The sequence below is a fragment of the Pseudomonas sp. SMV71 genome (assembly GCF_052042015.1).
In the GTDB taxonomy this organism is placed as follows: Bacteria; Pseudomonadota; Gammaproteobacteria; order Pseudomonadales; family Pseudomonadaceae; genus Aquipseudomonas.
In genome coordinates this window covers 59,895-75,220 of the sequence record NZ_JBKGGU010000006.1, presented here as the reverse complement: position 1 = coordinate 75,220, position 15,326 = coordinate 59,895, and the positions used below count along the sequence as shown (strand labels likewise).

Genomic DNA, 15,326 nt, shown 5'->3' with positions numbered 1-15,326 from the left:
GTGCTCAAGCACACCGCTTCACCGTAGCCGACACGCGCGCAACTGCCTATAATGCCGCCCCTATGGCTAAACAGAAGAAACACCCTACAGGGACCATCGCGCAAAATAAAAAGGCGCGACACGATTACTTCATCGAACAACGGTTCGAAGCTGGCATGGTCCTGGCCGGCTGGGAAGTAAAGAGCCTGCGTGCCGGCAAGGCGCAACTGGTGGACAGCTACGTGCTGCTCAAGGACGGCGAGGCCTGGCTGCTGGGCAGTCATATCACGCCGCTGACCACCGCCAGCACCCACGTGATTGCCGACCCGGTGCGCTCGCGCAAGCTGCTGCTCAACAAGCGCGAACTGGAAAAGCTCTTCGCGGGCGTCCAGCAGAAGGGCTACACCTGCGTCTGCACGTCGCTGTACTGGAGCAAGCACTTGATCAAGTGCGAGATTGCGCTGGGCAAGGGCAAGAAGGAATACGACAAGCGCGATACCGAGCGCGAACGCGACGCCGGTCGCGAGCTGCAGCGGGCCGTGCGGAACAAGGGCAAAGAAGACTAGCCCGCGCAAGAACCCATGTGGGAGCGAGCCTGCCCGCGATTGCGGTGAGTCAGTAATATTGATTTGACTGGCCCACCGCAATCGCGAGCAGGCTCGCTCCCACAGTTTTTTATAGCTACATCCCTTTACGCCGCTCGGCACGCGCCACGCGCTGCACTTCCTGACGCACCTCTTCCAGCACCTCCTGCACATACAGAATATGTCGGCTGGACACTTCCCGCGCCTGTTCGGCATGCCCATCCATGATCGCCTGATACAACTCCCGGTGCTGGCTGATCAGCATGTCGCGGGTTTCGCTGCGTTGCTTGTACATCCCGCCAATGTTGGTGACGACATTACGCTTGAGCAGGTCGAACAAGCCGCGGATGGTGTGCAGCAACACCGCGTTATGACTGGCCTCGGCAATCGCCAGGTGGAACCGGGCATCGGCCGCCCCCTCCTCCGCACGACTCACCTCTTCATGGCGCGAATAGCAATCCTGCAATTGCTCGAACGCCGCCGTCAGTCGCTCACGATCTACATCCGTGGCGCGCAACGCTGCGTAATAAGCACAGGATGCTTCCAGAGTATGCCGAAACTCCAGCAAGTCGCGTTGCGCCTCGGGATTGCTTTCCAACAGTTGCAGCAAAGGATCGCTGAACGTCGACCCCAGTGACTCCACGACGTAATTGCCACCGCCCTGGCGACTGACCAACAAACCCTTGGCCGTGAGCTTCTGGATCGCCTCACGCAACGATGGGCGTGACACGCCGAACTGTTCGGCCAGGGTTCGCTCGGCCGGGAGCCGTTCGCCGGATTTCAGCGTGCCCTCAAGGATCATTCCTTCAAGCCGCTCGACAATATCGTCAGACAAACGGCGCTGACGAATCTGATCAAACCCCATAACTCGACTCTCCACCATCCCGACCGCTCGCCGGGCTCTCTATTCTGGCCTATCCGGGCCTTGTCGACACGTATCAAAAGCGGGATCTGCAAACGGATCAGAGACCCTCTGCACCGCTTATTCGACGAAAGTTTTGCGGGCGGCAAATTGACACATCACAACCAAGGCTTTTACCCTAGCCGACAGCGCTTGTAAATTGGTCTTACCAATTAACCAAATACGCTGACCAGTGCCTGACCAACAACAATTAGGGGCCCACCCACATGCAAACCTGGCAACAGCTCTACAGCCCGCTCGGCAGTCTTGGCTTGTCCGCTCTCGCGGCTGTTATTCCCATCGTATTTTTCTTCCTGGCCCTGGCGGTGTTTCGCCTCAAAGGCCATGTGGCCGGCAGCATCACCCTGGCCCTGGCCATTGCCGTGGCAATCTTCGGCTTCAACATGCCCGCCAACATGGCCTTCGCCGCCGCCGGCTATGGCTTCGCCTATGGCCTGTGGCCTATCGCATGGATCATCGTCGCCGCGGTTTTCCTCTACAAACTGACGGTCAAGAGCGGCCAGTTCGAGGTCATCCGCAGCTCGGTGCTGTCGATTACCGATGACCAACGCCTGCAAGTGTTGCTGATCGGCTTTTGCTTCGGTGCATTCCTGGAAGGCGCCGCCGGCTTCGGTGCACCGGTGGCGATTACCGCCGCCCTGTTGGTCGGCCTGGGCTTCAACCCGCTGTATGCCGCAGGCCTGTGCCTGATCGCCAATACCGCGCCAGTGGCATTCGGCGCACTGGGCATCCCGATCATCGTGGCCGGTCAGGTCACCGGGATCGACGCCTTCAAGATCGGCGCCATGACCGGTCGCCAACTGCCGTTGCTGTCGCTGTTCGTACCGTTCTGGCTGGTGTTCATGATGGACGGCCTGCGCGGCGTGCGGGAAACCTGGCCGGCCGCATTGGTAGCGGGCCTGAGCTTCGCCATCACCCAATACTTCACCTCCAACTTCATCGGCCCGGAACTGCCGGACATCACCTCGGCCCTGGCCAGCCTGATCTCGCTGACCCTGTTCTTGAAAGTCTGGCAGCCCAAGCGCGCCGCCGGTGCGCAGATTGCCGGCGCCACTTCCAGCGCAACGATCACCGCCAGCGTCGGCGGCTTCGGCCAACCGCGCAGCACCGTGGCTTCGCCCTACAGCCTGGGGGAGATCTTCAAGGCCTGGTCGCCGTTCTTGATCCTCACCGTGCTGGTGACGATCTGGACCCTGAAACCGTTCAAGGCGATGTTCGCCGCAGGCGGCGCGATGTACGCCTGGGTGTTCAACTTTGCCATCCCGCACCTGGACCAGATGGTGATCAAGGTCGCGCCGATCGTGGTCAACCCCACGGCCATTCCTGCTGTGTTCAAGCTGGACCCGATTTCCGCCACCGGCACGGCGATTTTCTTTTCGGCGCTGATCTCGATGCTGGTGCTGAAAATCAACCTCAAGACTGGTCTTACCACTTTTAAAGAGACCTTCTTCGAGCTGCGCTGGCCGATCCTTTCCATCGGCATGGTGTTGGCGTTTGCCTTCGTCACCAACTATTCAGGCATGTCCTCGACCATGGCTCTGGTGCTGGCCGGCACCGGTGCAGCGTTCCCGTTCTTCTCGCCGTTCCTGGGTTGGCTGGGGGTATTCCTGACCGGTTCCGATACGTCGTCCAACGCCCTGTTCAGCTCGCTGCAAGCCACCACCGCACACCAGATCGGCGTCAACGACACTTTGCTCGTCGCGGCGAATACCAGCGGTGGCGTAACCGGCAAGATGATTTCACCGCAATCGATCGCCGTGGCCTGTGCGGCGACCGGGCTGGTGGGCAAGGAATCGGATCTGTTCCGTTTCACCCTCAAACACAGCCTATTCTTTGCAACGATCGTCGGCCTGATCACCTTGGCCCAGGCCTACTGGTTCACTGGCATGCTGGTGCACTGAGTCCTACAAGAAATACCGAAAGAACCGACGCCGATCCCCGCATCGGCGTTCGCTATCGATTACCGGGTCTGCAAGGCTGCTGAAAGATTTGCTCTCTATATTCAGCGGCCTCAGCGGACGGATAACCGGGACCACCCGGAGACACGCCTGATGAGCGAGCTTTTTTACAACGCCGTGCCGAACGCGACCCGAGTCGCGCCACCATTGCCCGAGCCTCGGCAGTACCCCAGCGAGAAACCGCCACGGGTCTACTTGTTCGGCACCTGCGTGGTGGACCTGTTCTACCCCGAAGCCGGGATGGATGCGATCCGTCTGCTGGAGCGTGAGGGGATCCGGGTGGATTACCCGCAAGGGCAAAGTTGCTGCGGCCAACCGGCCTACACCTCGGGGTACACCGAACAGGCGCGGACGGTGGCGCGAGCGCAACTGGCCTTGTTTGCCGATGATTATCCGGTGGTGGTTCCGTCGGGCTCCTGCGCCGGGATGCTGCGTGAGCATTACGCCGATCTGTTCAAGGATGAGCCCGAAACGCTCAAGCAGGTCCAGGCCCTGGCGGCCCGGACCTATGAACTGGCCGAGTTCCTGCTGTTTGTCTGCAAGGTACGGTTGAACGACAGTGGCGCGCCAGTGAAGGTCGCCCTGCACACGTCGTGTTCGGCACGGCGTGAAATGAACACCCACCTGCATGGCCGCGCCCTGTTGGCGCAGTTGGGCAATGTGGAACGTGTCGAGCATAGCCATGAAAGCGAATGCTGTGGCTTTGGTGGGACATTCAGCGTGCGCATGCCGGATATTTCCGGCGCGATGGTGGCCGACAAGACCCGGGCGCTGAAGGAATCCGGCGCGCATCAGGTTATCAGTGCCGACTGCGGTTGCCTGATGAACATCAACGGCGCGCTGGAAAAACAGCAGGAGGCGCTGCGCGGCCAGCATCTGGCAAGCTTCCTCTGGCAGCGTACCGGAGGTGTCGCATGAGCACGCCCACGCTGATTCCGGCCGTAGAGGTACAAGAGGATTTTCGCGCCCGAGCCCACAAGGCCCTGGACGACACGCAACTGCGAAACAACTTTCGCAGTGCGATGGATTCACTGATGACCAAACGGGCAACGTCCTTCAGCGATGCCCACGAAAGGGAACACCTGCGGGTGCTCGGCAATGCCGTTCGCGCCCGTGCGTTATCCAAGCTGCCCGACCTGCTCGAGCAACTTGAAACCAACCTGACCCGCAACGGTGTGAAAGTGCACTGGGCGGAGACGGTGGACGAGGCCAATGGCATCGTCCTCTCGATCATCCGCGCTCACGAGGCGCGGCAAGTGATCAAGGGCAAATCGATGGTCAGCGAAGAGATGGAGATGAACCATTTCCTCGAGGCTCGGGACATTGAATGTCTCGAATCCGACATGGGGGAATACATCGTCCAGCTCGATCACGAGAAGCCTTCACACATCATTATGCCGGCGATCCACAAGAATGCCGGCCAGGTCGCGTCCTTGTTCCACGACAAACTCGGCGTGGAGTACACCAAGGACGTCGACCAACTCATTCAGATCGGTCGCAAAGTCTTGCGACAGAAATTCTTCGAGGCGGATGTCGGCGTCTCGGGCGTCAACTTCGCCGTCGCCGAAACCGGCACCCTGTTGCTAGTCGAAAACGAAGGCAACGGGCGCATGTCCACCACCGTGCCGCCCGTACACATCGCCGTGACCGGCATCGAAAAAGTGGTGGAGAACCTGCGCGATGTCGTGCCGCTGCTCTCGCTGCTGACCCGCTCGGCCCTCGGCCAGCCGATTACCACCTACGTCAACATGATCTCCGGCCCACGCAAGCCGCACGAGTTGGACGGCCCCCAGGAAGTGCACCTGGTGTTGCTGGATAACGGTCGCAGCCAGGCGTTTGCCGACAGCGAACTGCGCCAGACCCTGAACTGCATTCGTTGTGGCGCCTGTATGAATCATTGCCCGGTCTACACCCGAATCGGCGGTCATGCCTACGGCGAGGTTTACCCGGGGCCTATCGGAAAAATCATCACGCCGCACATGGTTGGCCTGGCCAAGGTACCGGACCATCCCAGCGCCTCTTCGCTCTGCGGCGCCTGCGGTGAAGTGTGTCCGGTGAAGATTCCGATTCCGGCCTTGCTGCGGCGGCTGCGGGAAGAAAACGTCAAGGCGCCGGACAGCCCCCATCAAGTGATGCGCGGCCAGGGCAGCAAGTATTCGTCCAAGGAACGCTTCATCTGGAACACTTGGGCGTGGCTCAACAGCTCGCCGCGGCTGTATCGCCTATTTGGTTTTCTTGCCACACGCCTGCGCGCCCTGACGCCCCGTAACGTCGGCCCATGGACCCAGAACCACAGCGCCCCCAAACCCGCCGCCCGCTCATTGCATGACCTGGCCCGCGAACACCTGGATCAACAGGGAGACCGTCGATGAGCGCCAAGGAAAATATCCTCGCCAAGCTGCGCAAAAGCCTGACAGGCACCACGCCCGTTGCTGACACCTACAACGTCGAGCTGGTGACGCAAACCTATCGCTACGCCCCCGAGGAACGCATCCCGCAGCTGCGTAAGCTGATGGAGGCGGTGCACACAGAAATCCACCTGACATCCGGCGAAGGCTGGCCGGCGCTGTTGGCGCAGCTGCTGCGCGATCGTCAATTGCCGAGCCTGCTCATCGCCCCGACCACGCCCCACGGGAAAAAAATCACACAGTTCTGGGCGAACAATCCAGACCTGCCAACCCTCAAGGCCTACGACCGACCGGTCGAAGAATGGAAAGCCGAACTGTTCAACGACACGCCCGCCAGCCTGACCGGAACCCTCGGCGCCATCGCCGCCACCGGTAGCCTGATTCTCTGGCCGACGCGAGAAGAACCGCGGCTGATGAGCCTGGTCCCGCCGGTGCATTTCGCCTTGCTCAAGGCCAGCGAGATTCGCGACAACTTCTACGAAGTGCAGCAGGAATTCGAATGGGCCCAAGGCATGCCCACCAACGCCCTGCTGGTGTCGGGCCCGTCGAAAACCGCCGACATCGAACAAGTCCTGGCCTACGGCGCCCACGGTCCGAAAGACCTGGTGGTAATGATCCTGGAGGACCAATGACCCTTCCGGCCTCTTTCCTACACGACGTACGGCAACTGATCCCACAGAAACGCCTTTACGACGACCCCCTGTCGACCCTGGCCTTCGGCACCGACGCCAGTTTCTATCGGCTGATTCCGAAACTGGTGGTTCGGGTCGAAAGCGAAGACGAAGTGGTGGCGCTGCTGCAACTCGCCCAGCGCGAGCGGGTACCTGTCACCTTCCGCGCGGCGGGCACCAGCCTGTCCGGGCAAGCGATCAGCGACTCGGTGCTGATAGTACTGGGGGATAACTGGAACGCTCGGCAGATTCGCGACCAAGGCACACAGATTCGCTTGCAGCCCGGCGTGATCGGCGCCCAGGCCAACGCCTGGCTGGCCCCGTTCGGGCGCAAGATCGGCCCGGACCCGGCCTCGATCAACGCCTGCAAAATCGGCGGCATCGTCGCCAACAACGCCAGCGGCATGTGCTGCGGCACTGCGCAGAACACCTATCACACCCTGGCCGGCATTCGTCTGGTGCTGGCTGACGGGACCCGCCTCGATACCGAGGACGAGGCCAGCGTGACAGCTTTTCGCACCCGCCATGGTGACCTGCTGGAACGCCTGGCAACCCTAGGTCGCGAAACCCGCGCCAACGCCGAATTGGCCGCCAGAATCCGCCACAAGTATCGTCTGAAAAATACCACCGGCCTGTCACTCAATGCCCTGGTGGATTTCGACGACCCTGTGGATATCCTGAGCCATCTGCTGGTGGGCTCCGAGGGAACCCTCGGCTTTATCAGTGCGGTGACCTACAACACCGTCATCGACCACCCGAACAAGGCGTCGGCACTGATCGTATTCCCGGATGTGGAAACCTGCTGCAACGCGGTCACCGTGCTGAAAAGCCAGCCGGTATCGGCCGTGGAGTTGCTCGACCGGCGCAGCCTGCGTTCGGTGCAGGACAAGCCGGGCATGCCGGAATTCGTACAACATCTGTCGCCCCATGCCTGCGCCCTGCTGATCGAATCCCGCGCCGCCTCTTCGTCACTCCTACAGGAACAACTGACGCGGATCATGGGTTCGCTGGCCGCGTTCCCAGTGGAAAAACAGGTCGACTTCACCGAAGACCCAAAGGAAAACGCTCGGCTCTGGGCCATCCGCAAGGACACCTTCCCCGCCGTTGGGGCGGTACGCAAAACCGGAACCACGGTCATCATCGAGGACGTAACCTTCCCGGTGGAGCAACTGGCCATTGGCGTGAATCGCCTGATCGAGCTGTTCGACAAACATCACTACGACGAAGCGATCCTTTTCGGACACGCACTGGAAGGCAATCTGCACTTCGTCTTCACCCAAGGCTTCAACAACCCGGATGAAGTCGCACGCTACCAGGCGTTCATGGACGACGTGGCCCAATTGGTGGCGGTGGAGTTCGGCGGCTCGCTGAAAGCCGAACACGGCACCGGACGCAACATGGCGCCGTTCGTCGAGCTGGAATGGGGCCACGATGCCTACCAACTGATGTGGCAACTCAAGCGCCTGCTCGACCCCAACGGCATCCTCAACCCGGACGTGATACTCAGCGAAGATCCGCAGATCCACCTCAAACACCTCAAGCCACTGCCGGCCGCCGATGAGATCGTCGACAAGTGCATCGAGTGCGGGTTCTGCGAACCAGTGTGCCCCTCCAAAGACCTGACCCTGAGCCCGCGCCAACGCATCGTGATCTGGCGCGACATCCAGGCGAAAAAACGCTCGGGCATCGACACATCGGAACTTGAAGCAGCCTACCAGTACCACGGCATCGACACCTGCGCCGCCACCGGCCTGTGCGCGCAACGCTGCCCGGTCAGCATCAATACCGGCGAGCTGGTGAAAAAACTTCGCAGCCGTGAAGCGAAGAACACGAAAATCGCCAACTGGGCTGAAGGAAATTTCGCCACCGCCCTCCAAGGCGCACGCTTCACACTCCACGTCGCCAATGGCGCACGCATGCTGCTGGGAGCGCCACGCCTGGCGAAACTCTCGGCATCATTGACCCGGCTGTCCAAAGGCAAGGTCCCACAATGGACCAACTCCATGCCGCAACCGGAAAGCGCCATCCGCTTCAGCCCTAGCGCATCGGACGAACGGCCGAGAGTGGTCTACTTGGCCGCGTGCGTCTCCCGCGTCATGGGCCCGGCGGCACAGGACAAAGAGCAGATGTCGCTGTACGACAAGACGCGCGGCCTGCTGGAAAAGGCCGGCTATCAAGTGGTCATCCCAGACAACGTGGACAGCCTCTGCTGCGGCCAGCCATTCGCCTCCAAAGGCTACGCCGAACAGGCCGAACACAAACGCCAGGAACTGCTCAGTGCACTGCTGCACGCCAGTCGCGGCGGACTCGACCCGATCTACTGCGACACCAGCCCATGCACGTTGCGGCTGGTCCAAGACCTCGGCGACGTGCGTTTGGATCTGTACGACCCGGTGCGCTTCATCCGCACCCACCTGATGGAGCGCCTCGACTTCACGCCGCAGGAAGCCCCCATCGCCGTCCATGTCACCTGCAGCACCCAACACCTGGGCGAAAGCCAGGCGCTGATCGACCTGGCGCGCAAATGCAGCAAGCACGTGGTCATCCCCGAAGGCATCCACTGCTGCGGTTTTGCCGGCGACAAAGGCTTCACCACACCGGAGCTGAACGCGCATGCATTACGCACATTGAAAGATGCAGTCCAACCGTGCAGCGAAGGGATTTCCACCAGCCGCACCTGTGAGATCGGTCTTACGCACCATGGCGAAATCGACTACCACGGACTGGTCTACCTGGTGGATCGGGTGACTCAGGCGAGGGGGATTTAAAGAAAAATAGAACCCTTGAGCGCGACGGCAGTCCACAGAACAAGCCCCGAATGTCGGGGCTTTTCCTCCATTCGGTTGTCCGTCTGACGGCCAACGAAGCCTGGATCCTCAGTTCAAGGAGATACATATGAAACGTTCTGCACTGTTAGGTCTGTTCATTACCGCCTCGATGATGGCCTCCACTTCGTTCGCCGCAGAGAAGCCGGACAGCCTGTGCGAAGCCAATATCCAAACCATCGAGAATGCCAAAACACAATATCAGTCATCACCCGATCTCAATGGCCGTGCGACAGACAGCGTAAGGAGGGCACGGGAGCTCAAAAAAGAAGGAAAAATTGATGACTGCGTTGCTGAAACCCAGCAAACCATCCTCGAAATCAGAAAGGCCACTGACGGCACCAACAAGTGACCGAACGGGCAGGCCAACCTTCGGGTTGGCCTCAGCCGCAGATTGGCGTACACTGCAAACGCCTGTCGCTTCAGCAGATTGACGAAACGACAGGTTCGGGGCCGTTTAGGATTCGACGCCGGTTGCGAAACTTTAGGTGCATGCCGAGTTGGTAACAGAACTCGTAAATCCACTGTTGCAACTTCTATAGTTGCCAATGACGAAACCTACGGCCAGGAATTCGCTATCGCTGCGTAAGCAGCCTTAGATCCTGAGCTTCTGGTACCTTCGGGTCCAGCAATCATTAGGGGATGTCCGTAAACCCAAAGTGATTGTCATATAGAACGGAATCGCCGTGCAGTACGTTGTGGACGAAGCGGCTAAAACTTACACAACTCGCCCAAAGCACCCTGCCCGTCGGGTCGCTGAGGGTTAACTTAATAGACACGGCTACGCATGTAGTACCGACAGCGGAGTACTGGCGGACGGGGGTTCAAATCCCCCCGGCTCCACCACTTCATCATCTAAAGACGTCCACGGACGTCTTTTTTTGTGCCTGAAATCCATCAACGAGGGGAAATGCCTGCATCAGTACGGCTCGGCATATCCTGGGAATGGACAGCGTCCGTGGTGCGCCCCAAAAAGAGATTTTCAAGCAGTTACCCGTTCAGGGTATCGAAGGCGTGCAGATTGCCATCGGCACCTCAAAGGTATGAGGCTTTCGCTAGAAAACCTCTCTCCTACAGCCACCACCTACACTCTTCTATCAAACTACGCATCCTTGCGCCTTTGCCTACAACTACGCCAGAATCCGCCTGCTTGTGCGCCTTGTCCCTGGGTTTTATTGTCGTTCCTGCCACTGCCCATCAGTGGTCGGGTTTAGTAGCCCGAGGTAATCGAAGTTGTACAAGCACTTCTCAAACAGGGCCCTCCCCTGTTCTTGATGGTGGCTGTGCGCAGGGCGCTTAGGCGCGCCGGCTTCTTCGGTTCCCCGGTCTACTAACCTGCGTACAGCTGCCACCCCCTTGTTTAGTAGCTTCGGGGTGTCGGCATCACATTAGGAACCGAAGCGTATGTTCAAAATAACTCCGAACCCACCAGAATCAGGGTCCACCGCACAATCTGCAAAATCCAAAGCCAAGCAGCAAGACGAAACCACCAAACGCGTGCTCGATCACTACTTGCAGCCCAAGCCTGACAAATCCAAAGACGAACCGAAGCCGGGGCAGATATTCACCGTTGTGAAAGGTCTTGATAACGAGAGTCTGCTCGCCAACCTCAGTGAAACGCTGGCTTCAGCCGATGCGATGGTTGCTGAGCTGGCGTTCGACCTGAAAGGCTCGCGGCGCCATTTGGCGCTGGGGATTCAGCAGTTGATTGAGCTGAGTTCGTTGTTGGCAAATCAGGTGCTGGATAATGTGGAGCCGAGGCCGTAGGTAAACGGTTTCCAACGAAAACCCGGCCTTTTGCGCCGGGTTTTTCGTTCTTGTGCAGGGCGAATGGCTGAGTTTGAAAAATCCTCAACGCTCCGCCACTAATCGTCCTTCATACCCGAATCGACGATAGCAACCGGTCAATTCGCCTCTCGTAAAAATCCCGCCCTTACCCGTAGCTAAGCTACCGGACTTGTCTAAAGTGGCTCCGTGGAGCTTGCAATGGCATAGTAATATCGTCGATTCTTCTCCTTGCGTTCGGTCCACCTATGTGCAAGGACTGCATCGGCACTACTGAGGCCGCCGCCTCGTTCACGAGGGATCACTCAGCGGCAAGGAGAGCGAATGTCATTAAATGTGTACTGGGATAACTCCAATATCTGGCTCGTGGGAGAAATTATTGCCACATCCGAGAGCCAGGCCATGAGCGCGAATTCGGGTTCACTTTAAAAACCTATTGATGACAGTGGTGGCAGGGCGACAGATGGCAAGAATAGAACCCGTTTTTGACAGCATCAGCACCGAAAGCGAAAACCCATACCAACTGGGCGACGCCCAACTGATTGACGACGAGGTTGTCACGTTTTCAAAACCCAGGATTCTTGATTTTTCCGGGCGTATTTCTCTGGCGCGCTTCTGGCTGATTCGTGTGCCCTTGGTGCTGGTTCTTCCGTGCATTTTGCTGGCGTTCTTTATGGTGGGGTTGCGCCATGAACTGGTGGTTTTGGTGATAGTCGGCGTCACCGTTGTCGTTCCTGCCATCCTGCTCGACATGTCTCTACTGGTACGCAGGGCACGTGATCTAGGTTGGAGTCCCATAATATGGGGAATTCTCTGCGTGTTCCCTGTTATCGGCTTTGTGATAACGCTTCCGCTCATCATGCTTCCGGGGCGTAAAGCGATTAATAAATACGGCCCGCCCAATCCACCTCTCTCGACGTTGGTAAAGCTACTTACCGCGCTGTTGGTCGTGCTGATGCTTGTAATTTCAACCGTGCTAGTTGCGTATTTTCCCCAATACCACCCACAGGCACTCTACGAGTGGTTCGTTAATGCATTGGTTCAGGCATAACGTTAGCGTACGCGAAGTCCATTCTTCGCCTCATTGCGCGGCCCCAAGTGCTCAGGTGCCTTTGTAGAGAGCGCTGCGCACACCATGCGATAGCCCTGCGTACGCCGCGGCGATGTCCATTGGGAAAAGAGAACAGATTTATTTCTCTGCTCTGACCAATAAGGGGACACCCATTAGCCGGTCTCAAGTCAAGGCTAAAAGCCAACCCGCCCTGCAGCTTTTAACTGCAGGGTTTCCCCTTCCGCTCCCGCCCATTTCCCCCCCATCAAATACACCGACAAAGAGCTTTTGGTGCACGCCCCACTTCCCTGGCTGTCACGCAACCGCTAAGCTCCGGCCCGTCCCGCCCTAATAGAGGCCAGGGGCCACTAAGGACAAACGAACCGTTCAGGAGCCACCATGCCGTATTTAAAAGCTGCCTTCGCCGCCCTCGCTCTCGCCTCACTGGTGGGATGCGCGACCAACCGTTCCGAGGTCGACGTAACGGGCCCTGCGCCGCAACCCGGCACTCAGGGTCAAGGTCGGCAGGTGTACATCAGCGCCGTGGATGAGCGGGTGTTTCAGATCGACCCACGCAGCGCCGATATCCCTTCGCTGAAAAACGATGAAGAAGTGAACGATGCCAGCATCACTCAACGGGCCATTGGGCGTAAGCGCAACGGTTTCGGTAAAGGCCTGGGCGATGTGGTGCTGCCTTCGGGTCGTACTGTGTCGCAACTGGTGGGCAACGCCGTGGCTACCGCTTATCAGCAGGCTGGCTACCAAGTCGTAACGACACCAACCCCAAGTGCCGCAGCGGTGAATGTGCACATTATCGAATACTGGTCGTGGTTTTCTCCCGGTGCATTCACTGTGGCCGTGAACAACAAGGCCCACTTGAAAATCGAAAGCCCCGGTGCCGCGCCACTGGAGGTGATCAGCGGTGCACGCGACAGCATGCAGGTGGCCACTGACAGCGACTGGAAGAAGATCAACGAGCAAGGCCTCAGTGCCATCGTCACCGAGACGGGCAAGCAACTGGGCAAGGCTAAGCCATAAGGCTATTCCCGGCCTCCTGTCAGCGCCAATCGAGCGCAAGAATCTCGTAGTTGCCTGCCTTCGCTGGCAGCTACGGGATGGTGTGATGCCAGCGATGAGTCTGTCGTGTACGTCTATGTAGCGATCCCCATCCCCTTTTTCCCGATCCCCCCACTCAACCGCTCACTGCATGCCCGTCCAATTTGAATCCGATTCATCAAACCTATTCCCGCCTAGTGGCTAATCTCGCTCTATGGCCCGATGGATACTTGCCCCATCAACGGCTCAACGAGAACGTCACCATGCAACCCTCCTTCCGAAAGCTCCTGACCCTCGGTGCGATGCTGATCGCCATCCAAGGGGCGACTCAAAACGCGACGGCTTCTACTGAACCACAGTCGTCCGCTTCGATGCTGCCCGAGCTGATCAACCCCAGCCAATTCAAATGGCAGAAAACCATCCCGCAGTTGGGAGAAAAATCCCCTGAGTACGCCATTCTTCATGAGGATAAGGCGACCGGCCTGACTACCTTGATGTTCCGTACGCCTGTGGCGGTGCATATCAAACCGCACTCCCATCAACGCGCAGAAACCCATGTGGTCATGGTGGGTGGTACACACGTCTTTATGTCCCGAGGGGTGCACTACAACATTGCAAACGGAGGCTTCTTTCGAGCTCCTGGTGGAGTCGTGCACGAAGCTTGGTTACCGGCTGGGTCACAAACTTTCAACATTCTGGAAAGCGGTTGGGTGGTGGATTGGTTGAACGGTGGCCCATCGGCTGAAGACATTGACCAGTACCCGCCTAAAGCCCAATGACTTTCGAAAGAGAGAAAAGACGATGTATGGATCCTTGGTAATCATCGCCCGCGCGCGGGCTAAAGAAGGCTTTGAGGAACAGATGATCAATGCTCAGAAAGCCTTGGTCTCCGTGACTCGCGAAGAGCCGGGCTGCCTTGCCTATGAGCTTTTTGTATCTAATCAGGAGCCTGGCCTGGTGACGTTTTTCGAACGGTGAGAGTCTGCACAAGCCTGGCGCAAGCACATGCAGGGCGAGGCTGTGAGTACGTTTCGAAATACGGCGGGACACTGCATTGAAGAGTTCGAGCTTGAGGAAATGCACCAAGTGGCCTGAGTCGGGTTCGTAAACTGAACTGACGGTATTGCAACCACGGAAAAAGGACAGGGACCGCAGCTCAGACTGCGGTCTTTGTTTTAGGGAAGCGAACTCAACAACGGCCCGATTCGTTCTACCAGGAAATCGATAAAGACTCTCACCCGTTGCGGCATGTAGCGTTGGTTGTTGAAGATTGCAGTGATGTCCTCAGTGTCTCCTGCATTGAAGTCAGCGAGCAATTCCACCAGCCTGCCCGCTTTTACGTCCTCCGCGATATGAAACATTCCTAGCCGACTGATACCCAGTCCATTGATCGTCATCTGGCGCATGGTTTCGCCGTTGTTGGTCAGCATATCGCCGCGCACTGCCAGGTACTGCGTTTGTTGGTTCAGCTTGAAAGGCCACTCATCACGAGATCGGCGGAAGTTGAAATTAAAGCAGCGATGATTCTCCAGCTCAGCCGGCGTTGTCGGTTCACCGTGACGAGCTAAATACTCGGGTGAGGCCACGACTGCACGGCGGCTGCTTCCCAATATGCGTGCACGAAAACTGGCATCGTCCAGCGGCCCCATGCGTATAGCGACATCGATGCGTTCACGTTTCAAATCGACCAAAGCGTCGGTCAGCGATAGATCGAGCGTGATGTCGGGATATAGGAGGTTGAAATCACTGATAATCGGCAAGAGTTGATGCGTGCCGAAAGGCACCGAGGTATTGATTCGCAAGAGGCCGCTGGGCGCCACGGACGAGCCGACGGCATCGTGCTCTGCCTCTTCGATGTCATTGAGTATGCGCACGCAGCTATCGTAGAAGCGTGCCCCCTCACCGCTGATCACTAGCTGTCTTGTGGATCGCTCGAAAAGAAGCACGCCTAATCGCATTTCGAGTCGGGTAATGAGCTTGCTGACTGCTGAAGGCGTCAGGTTCAGCAACTTCCCCGCGCCTGAGAAACTGCCGGTCTCGACGACCTTGGTGAACACCTGCATTTCACCGCTTCGACTGTCCATGAC

General features: G+C 58.4%; 14 protein-coding genes and 1 other RNA gene. 13 read left to right on the top strand and 2 right to left on the bottom strand.

The window, feature by feature from the left end; genetic code table 11:
• The first annotated feature begins 62 nt into the window (after nt 1-62).
• Nucleotides 63-545: an SsrA-binding protein SmpB gene (gene smpB / locus ACLEJQ_RS07520; protein WP_440793946.1), complete on the top strand. Its 483-nt coding sequence runs from the start codon at nt 63-65 to the stop codon at nt 543-545.
• Nucleotides 546-660: 115 nt separating this feature from the next.
• On the opposite strand, the gene ACLEJQ_RS07515 is transcribed toward smpB, so the two are convergent.
• On the bottom strand, nt 661-1,428 hold the full coding sequence (locus ACLEJQ_RS07515) for an FCD domain-containing protein (RefSeq protein ID WP_440793639.1): 768 nt from the start codon (nt 1,426-1,428) through the stop codon (nt 661-663).
• 263 nt (nt 1,429-1,691) lie between these two features.
• Between ACLEJQ_RS07515 and ACLEJQ_RS07510 the strand changes: the two genes are divergently transcribed.
• The 12 genes from ACLEJQ_RS07510 (at nt 1,692) to ACLEJQ_RS07455 (ending at nt 14,217) form a co-directional block, all read left to right on the top strand.
• On the top strand, nt 1,692-3,386 hold the full coding sequence (locus ACLEJQ_RS07510) for a lactate permease LctP family transporter (protein WP_440793637.1): 1,695 nt from the start codon (nt 1,692-1,694) through the stop codon (nt 3,384-3,386).
• A 150-nt stretch (nt 3,387-3,536) separates the two neighbouring features.
• Nucleotides 3,537-4,361 carry a (Fe-S)-binding protein gene (locus ACLEJQ_RS07505; protein WP_440793635.1) on the top strand — a complete coding sequence of 275 codons (825 nt, stop codon included), beginning with the start codon at nt 3,537-3,539 and terminating at the stop codon, nt 4,359-4,361.
• On the top strand, nt 4,358-5,815 hold the full coding sequence (locus ACLEJQ_RS07500) for a LutB/LldF family L-lactate oxidation iron-sulfur protein (RefSeq protein ID WP_440793633.1): 1,458 nt from the start codon (nt 4,358-4,360) through the stop codon (nt 5,813-5,815). Before ACLEJQ_RS07505 ends, ACLEJQ_RS07500 begins: the two co-directional genes overlap by 4 nt.
• Nucleotides 5,812-6,483: a LutC/YkgG family protein gene (locus ACLEJQ_RS07495; RefSeq protein WP_440793631.1), complete on the top strand. Its 672-nt coding sequence runs from the start codon at nt 5,812-5,814 to the stop codon at nt 6,481-6,483. Before ACLEJQ_RS07500 ends, ACLEJQ_RS07495 begins: the two co-directional genes overlap by 4 nt.
• The gene (locus ACLEJQ_RS07490; protein ID WP_440793629.1) at nt 6,480-9,290 is read left to right on the top strand and encodes an FAD-binding and (Fe-S)-binding domain-containing protein; all 2,811 of its coding nucleotides are present in this window, start codon (nt 6,480-6,482) and stop codon (nt 9,288-9,290) included. The genes ACLEJQ_RS07495 and ACLEJQ_RS07490 overlap by 4 nt, the downstream gene beginning before the upstream one ends.
• Nucleotides 9,291-9,417: 127 nt before the next feature.
• Entirely contained in the window at nt 9,418-9,699 is a 282-nt protein-coding gene (locus tag ACLEJQ_RS07485; protein WP_440793627.1) for a hypothetical protein, read from the top strand.
• Between the two features lie 97 nt (nt 9,700-9,796).
• Nucleotides 9,797-10,193: a transfer-messenger RNA gene (ssrA, locus tag ACLEJQ_RS07480) on the top strand.
• A gap of 558 nt (nt 10,194-10,751) precedes the next feature.
• On the top strand, nt 10,752-11,114 hold the full coding sequence (locus tag ACLEJQ_RS07475) for a DUF6124 family protein (RefSeq protein WP_440793625.1): 363 nt from the start codon (nt 10,752-10,754) through the stop codon (nt 11,112-11,114).
• Nucleotides 11,115-11,571: 457 nt separating this feature from the next.
• On the top strand, nt 11,572-12,183 hold the full coding sequence (locus tag ACLEJQ_RS07470) for a DUF805 domain-containing protein (protein WP_440793623.1): 612 nt from the start codon (nt 11,572-11,574) through the stop codon (nt 12,181-12,183).
• A gap of 399 nt (nt 12,184-12,582) precedes the next feature.
• The gene (locus ACLEJQ_RS07465; protein WP_440793621.1) at nt 12,583-13,221 is read left to right on the top strand and encodes a flagellar biosynthesis protein; all 639 of its coding nucleotides are present in this window, start codon (nt 12,583-12,585) and stop codon (nt 13,219-13,221) included.
• Between the two features lie 281 nt (nt 13,222-13,502).
• On the top strand, nt 13,503-14,018 hold the full coding sequence (locus ACLEJQ_RS07460; protein ID WP_440793619.1) for a cupin domain-containing protein: 516 nt from the start codon (nt 13,503-13,505) through the stop codon (nt 14,016-14,018).
• 22 nt (nt 14,019-14,040) lie between these two features.
• Nucleotides 14,041-14,217, top strand: a complete 177-nt coding sequence (locus tag ACLEJQ_RS07455) for a putative quinol monooxygenase (protein ID WP_440793618.1) — start codon at nt 14,041-14,043, stop codon at nt 14,215-14,217.
• 197 nt (nt 14,218-14,414) lie between these two features.
• Here the strand turns inward: ACLEJQ_RS07455 and ACLEJQ_RS07450 are convergent, their stop codons facing one another.
• Entirely contained in the window at nt 14,415-15,323 is a 909-nt protein-coding gene (locus ACLEJQ_RS07450) for a LysR family transcriptional regulator (protein WP_440793616.1), read from the bottom strand.
• Nucleotides 15,324-15,326 lie beyond the last annotated feature (3 nt).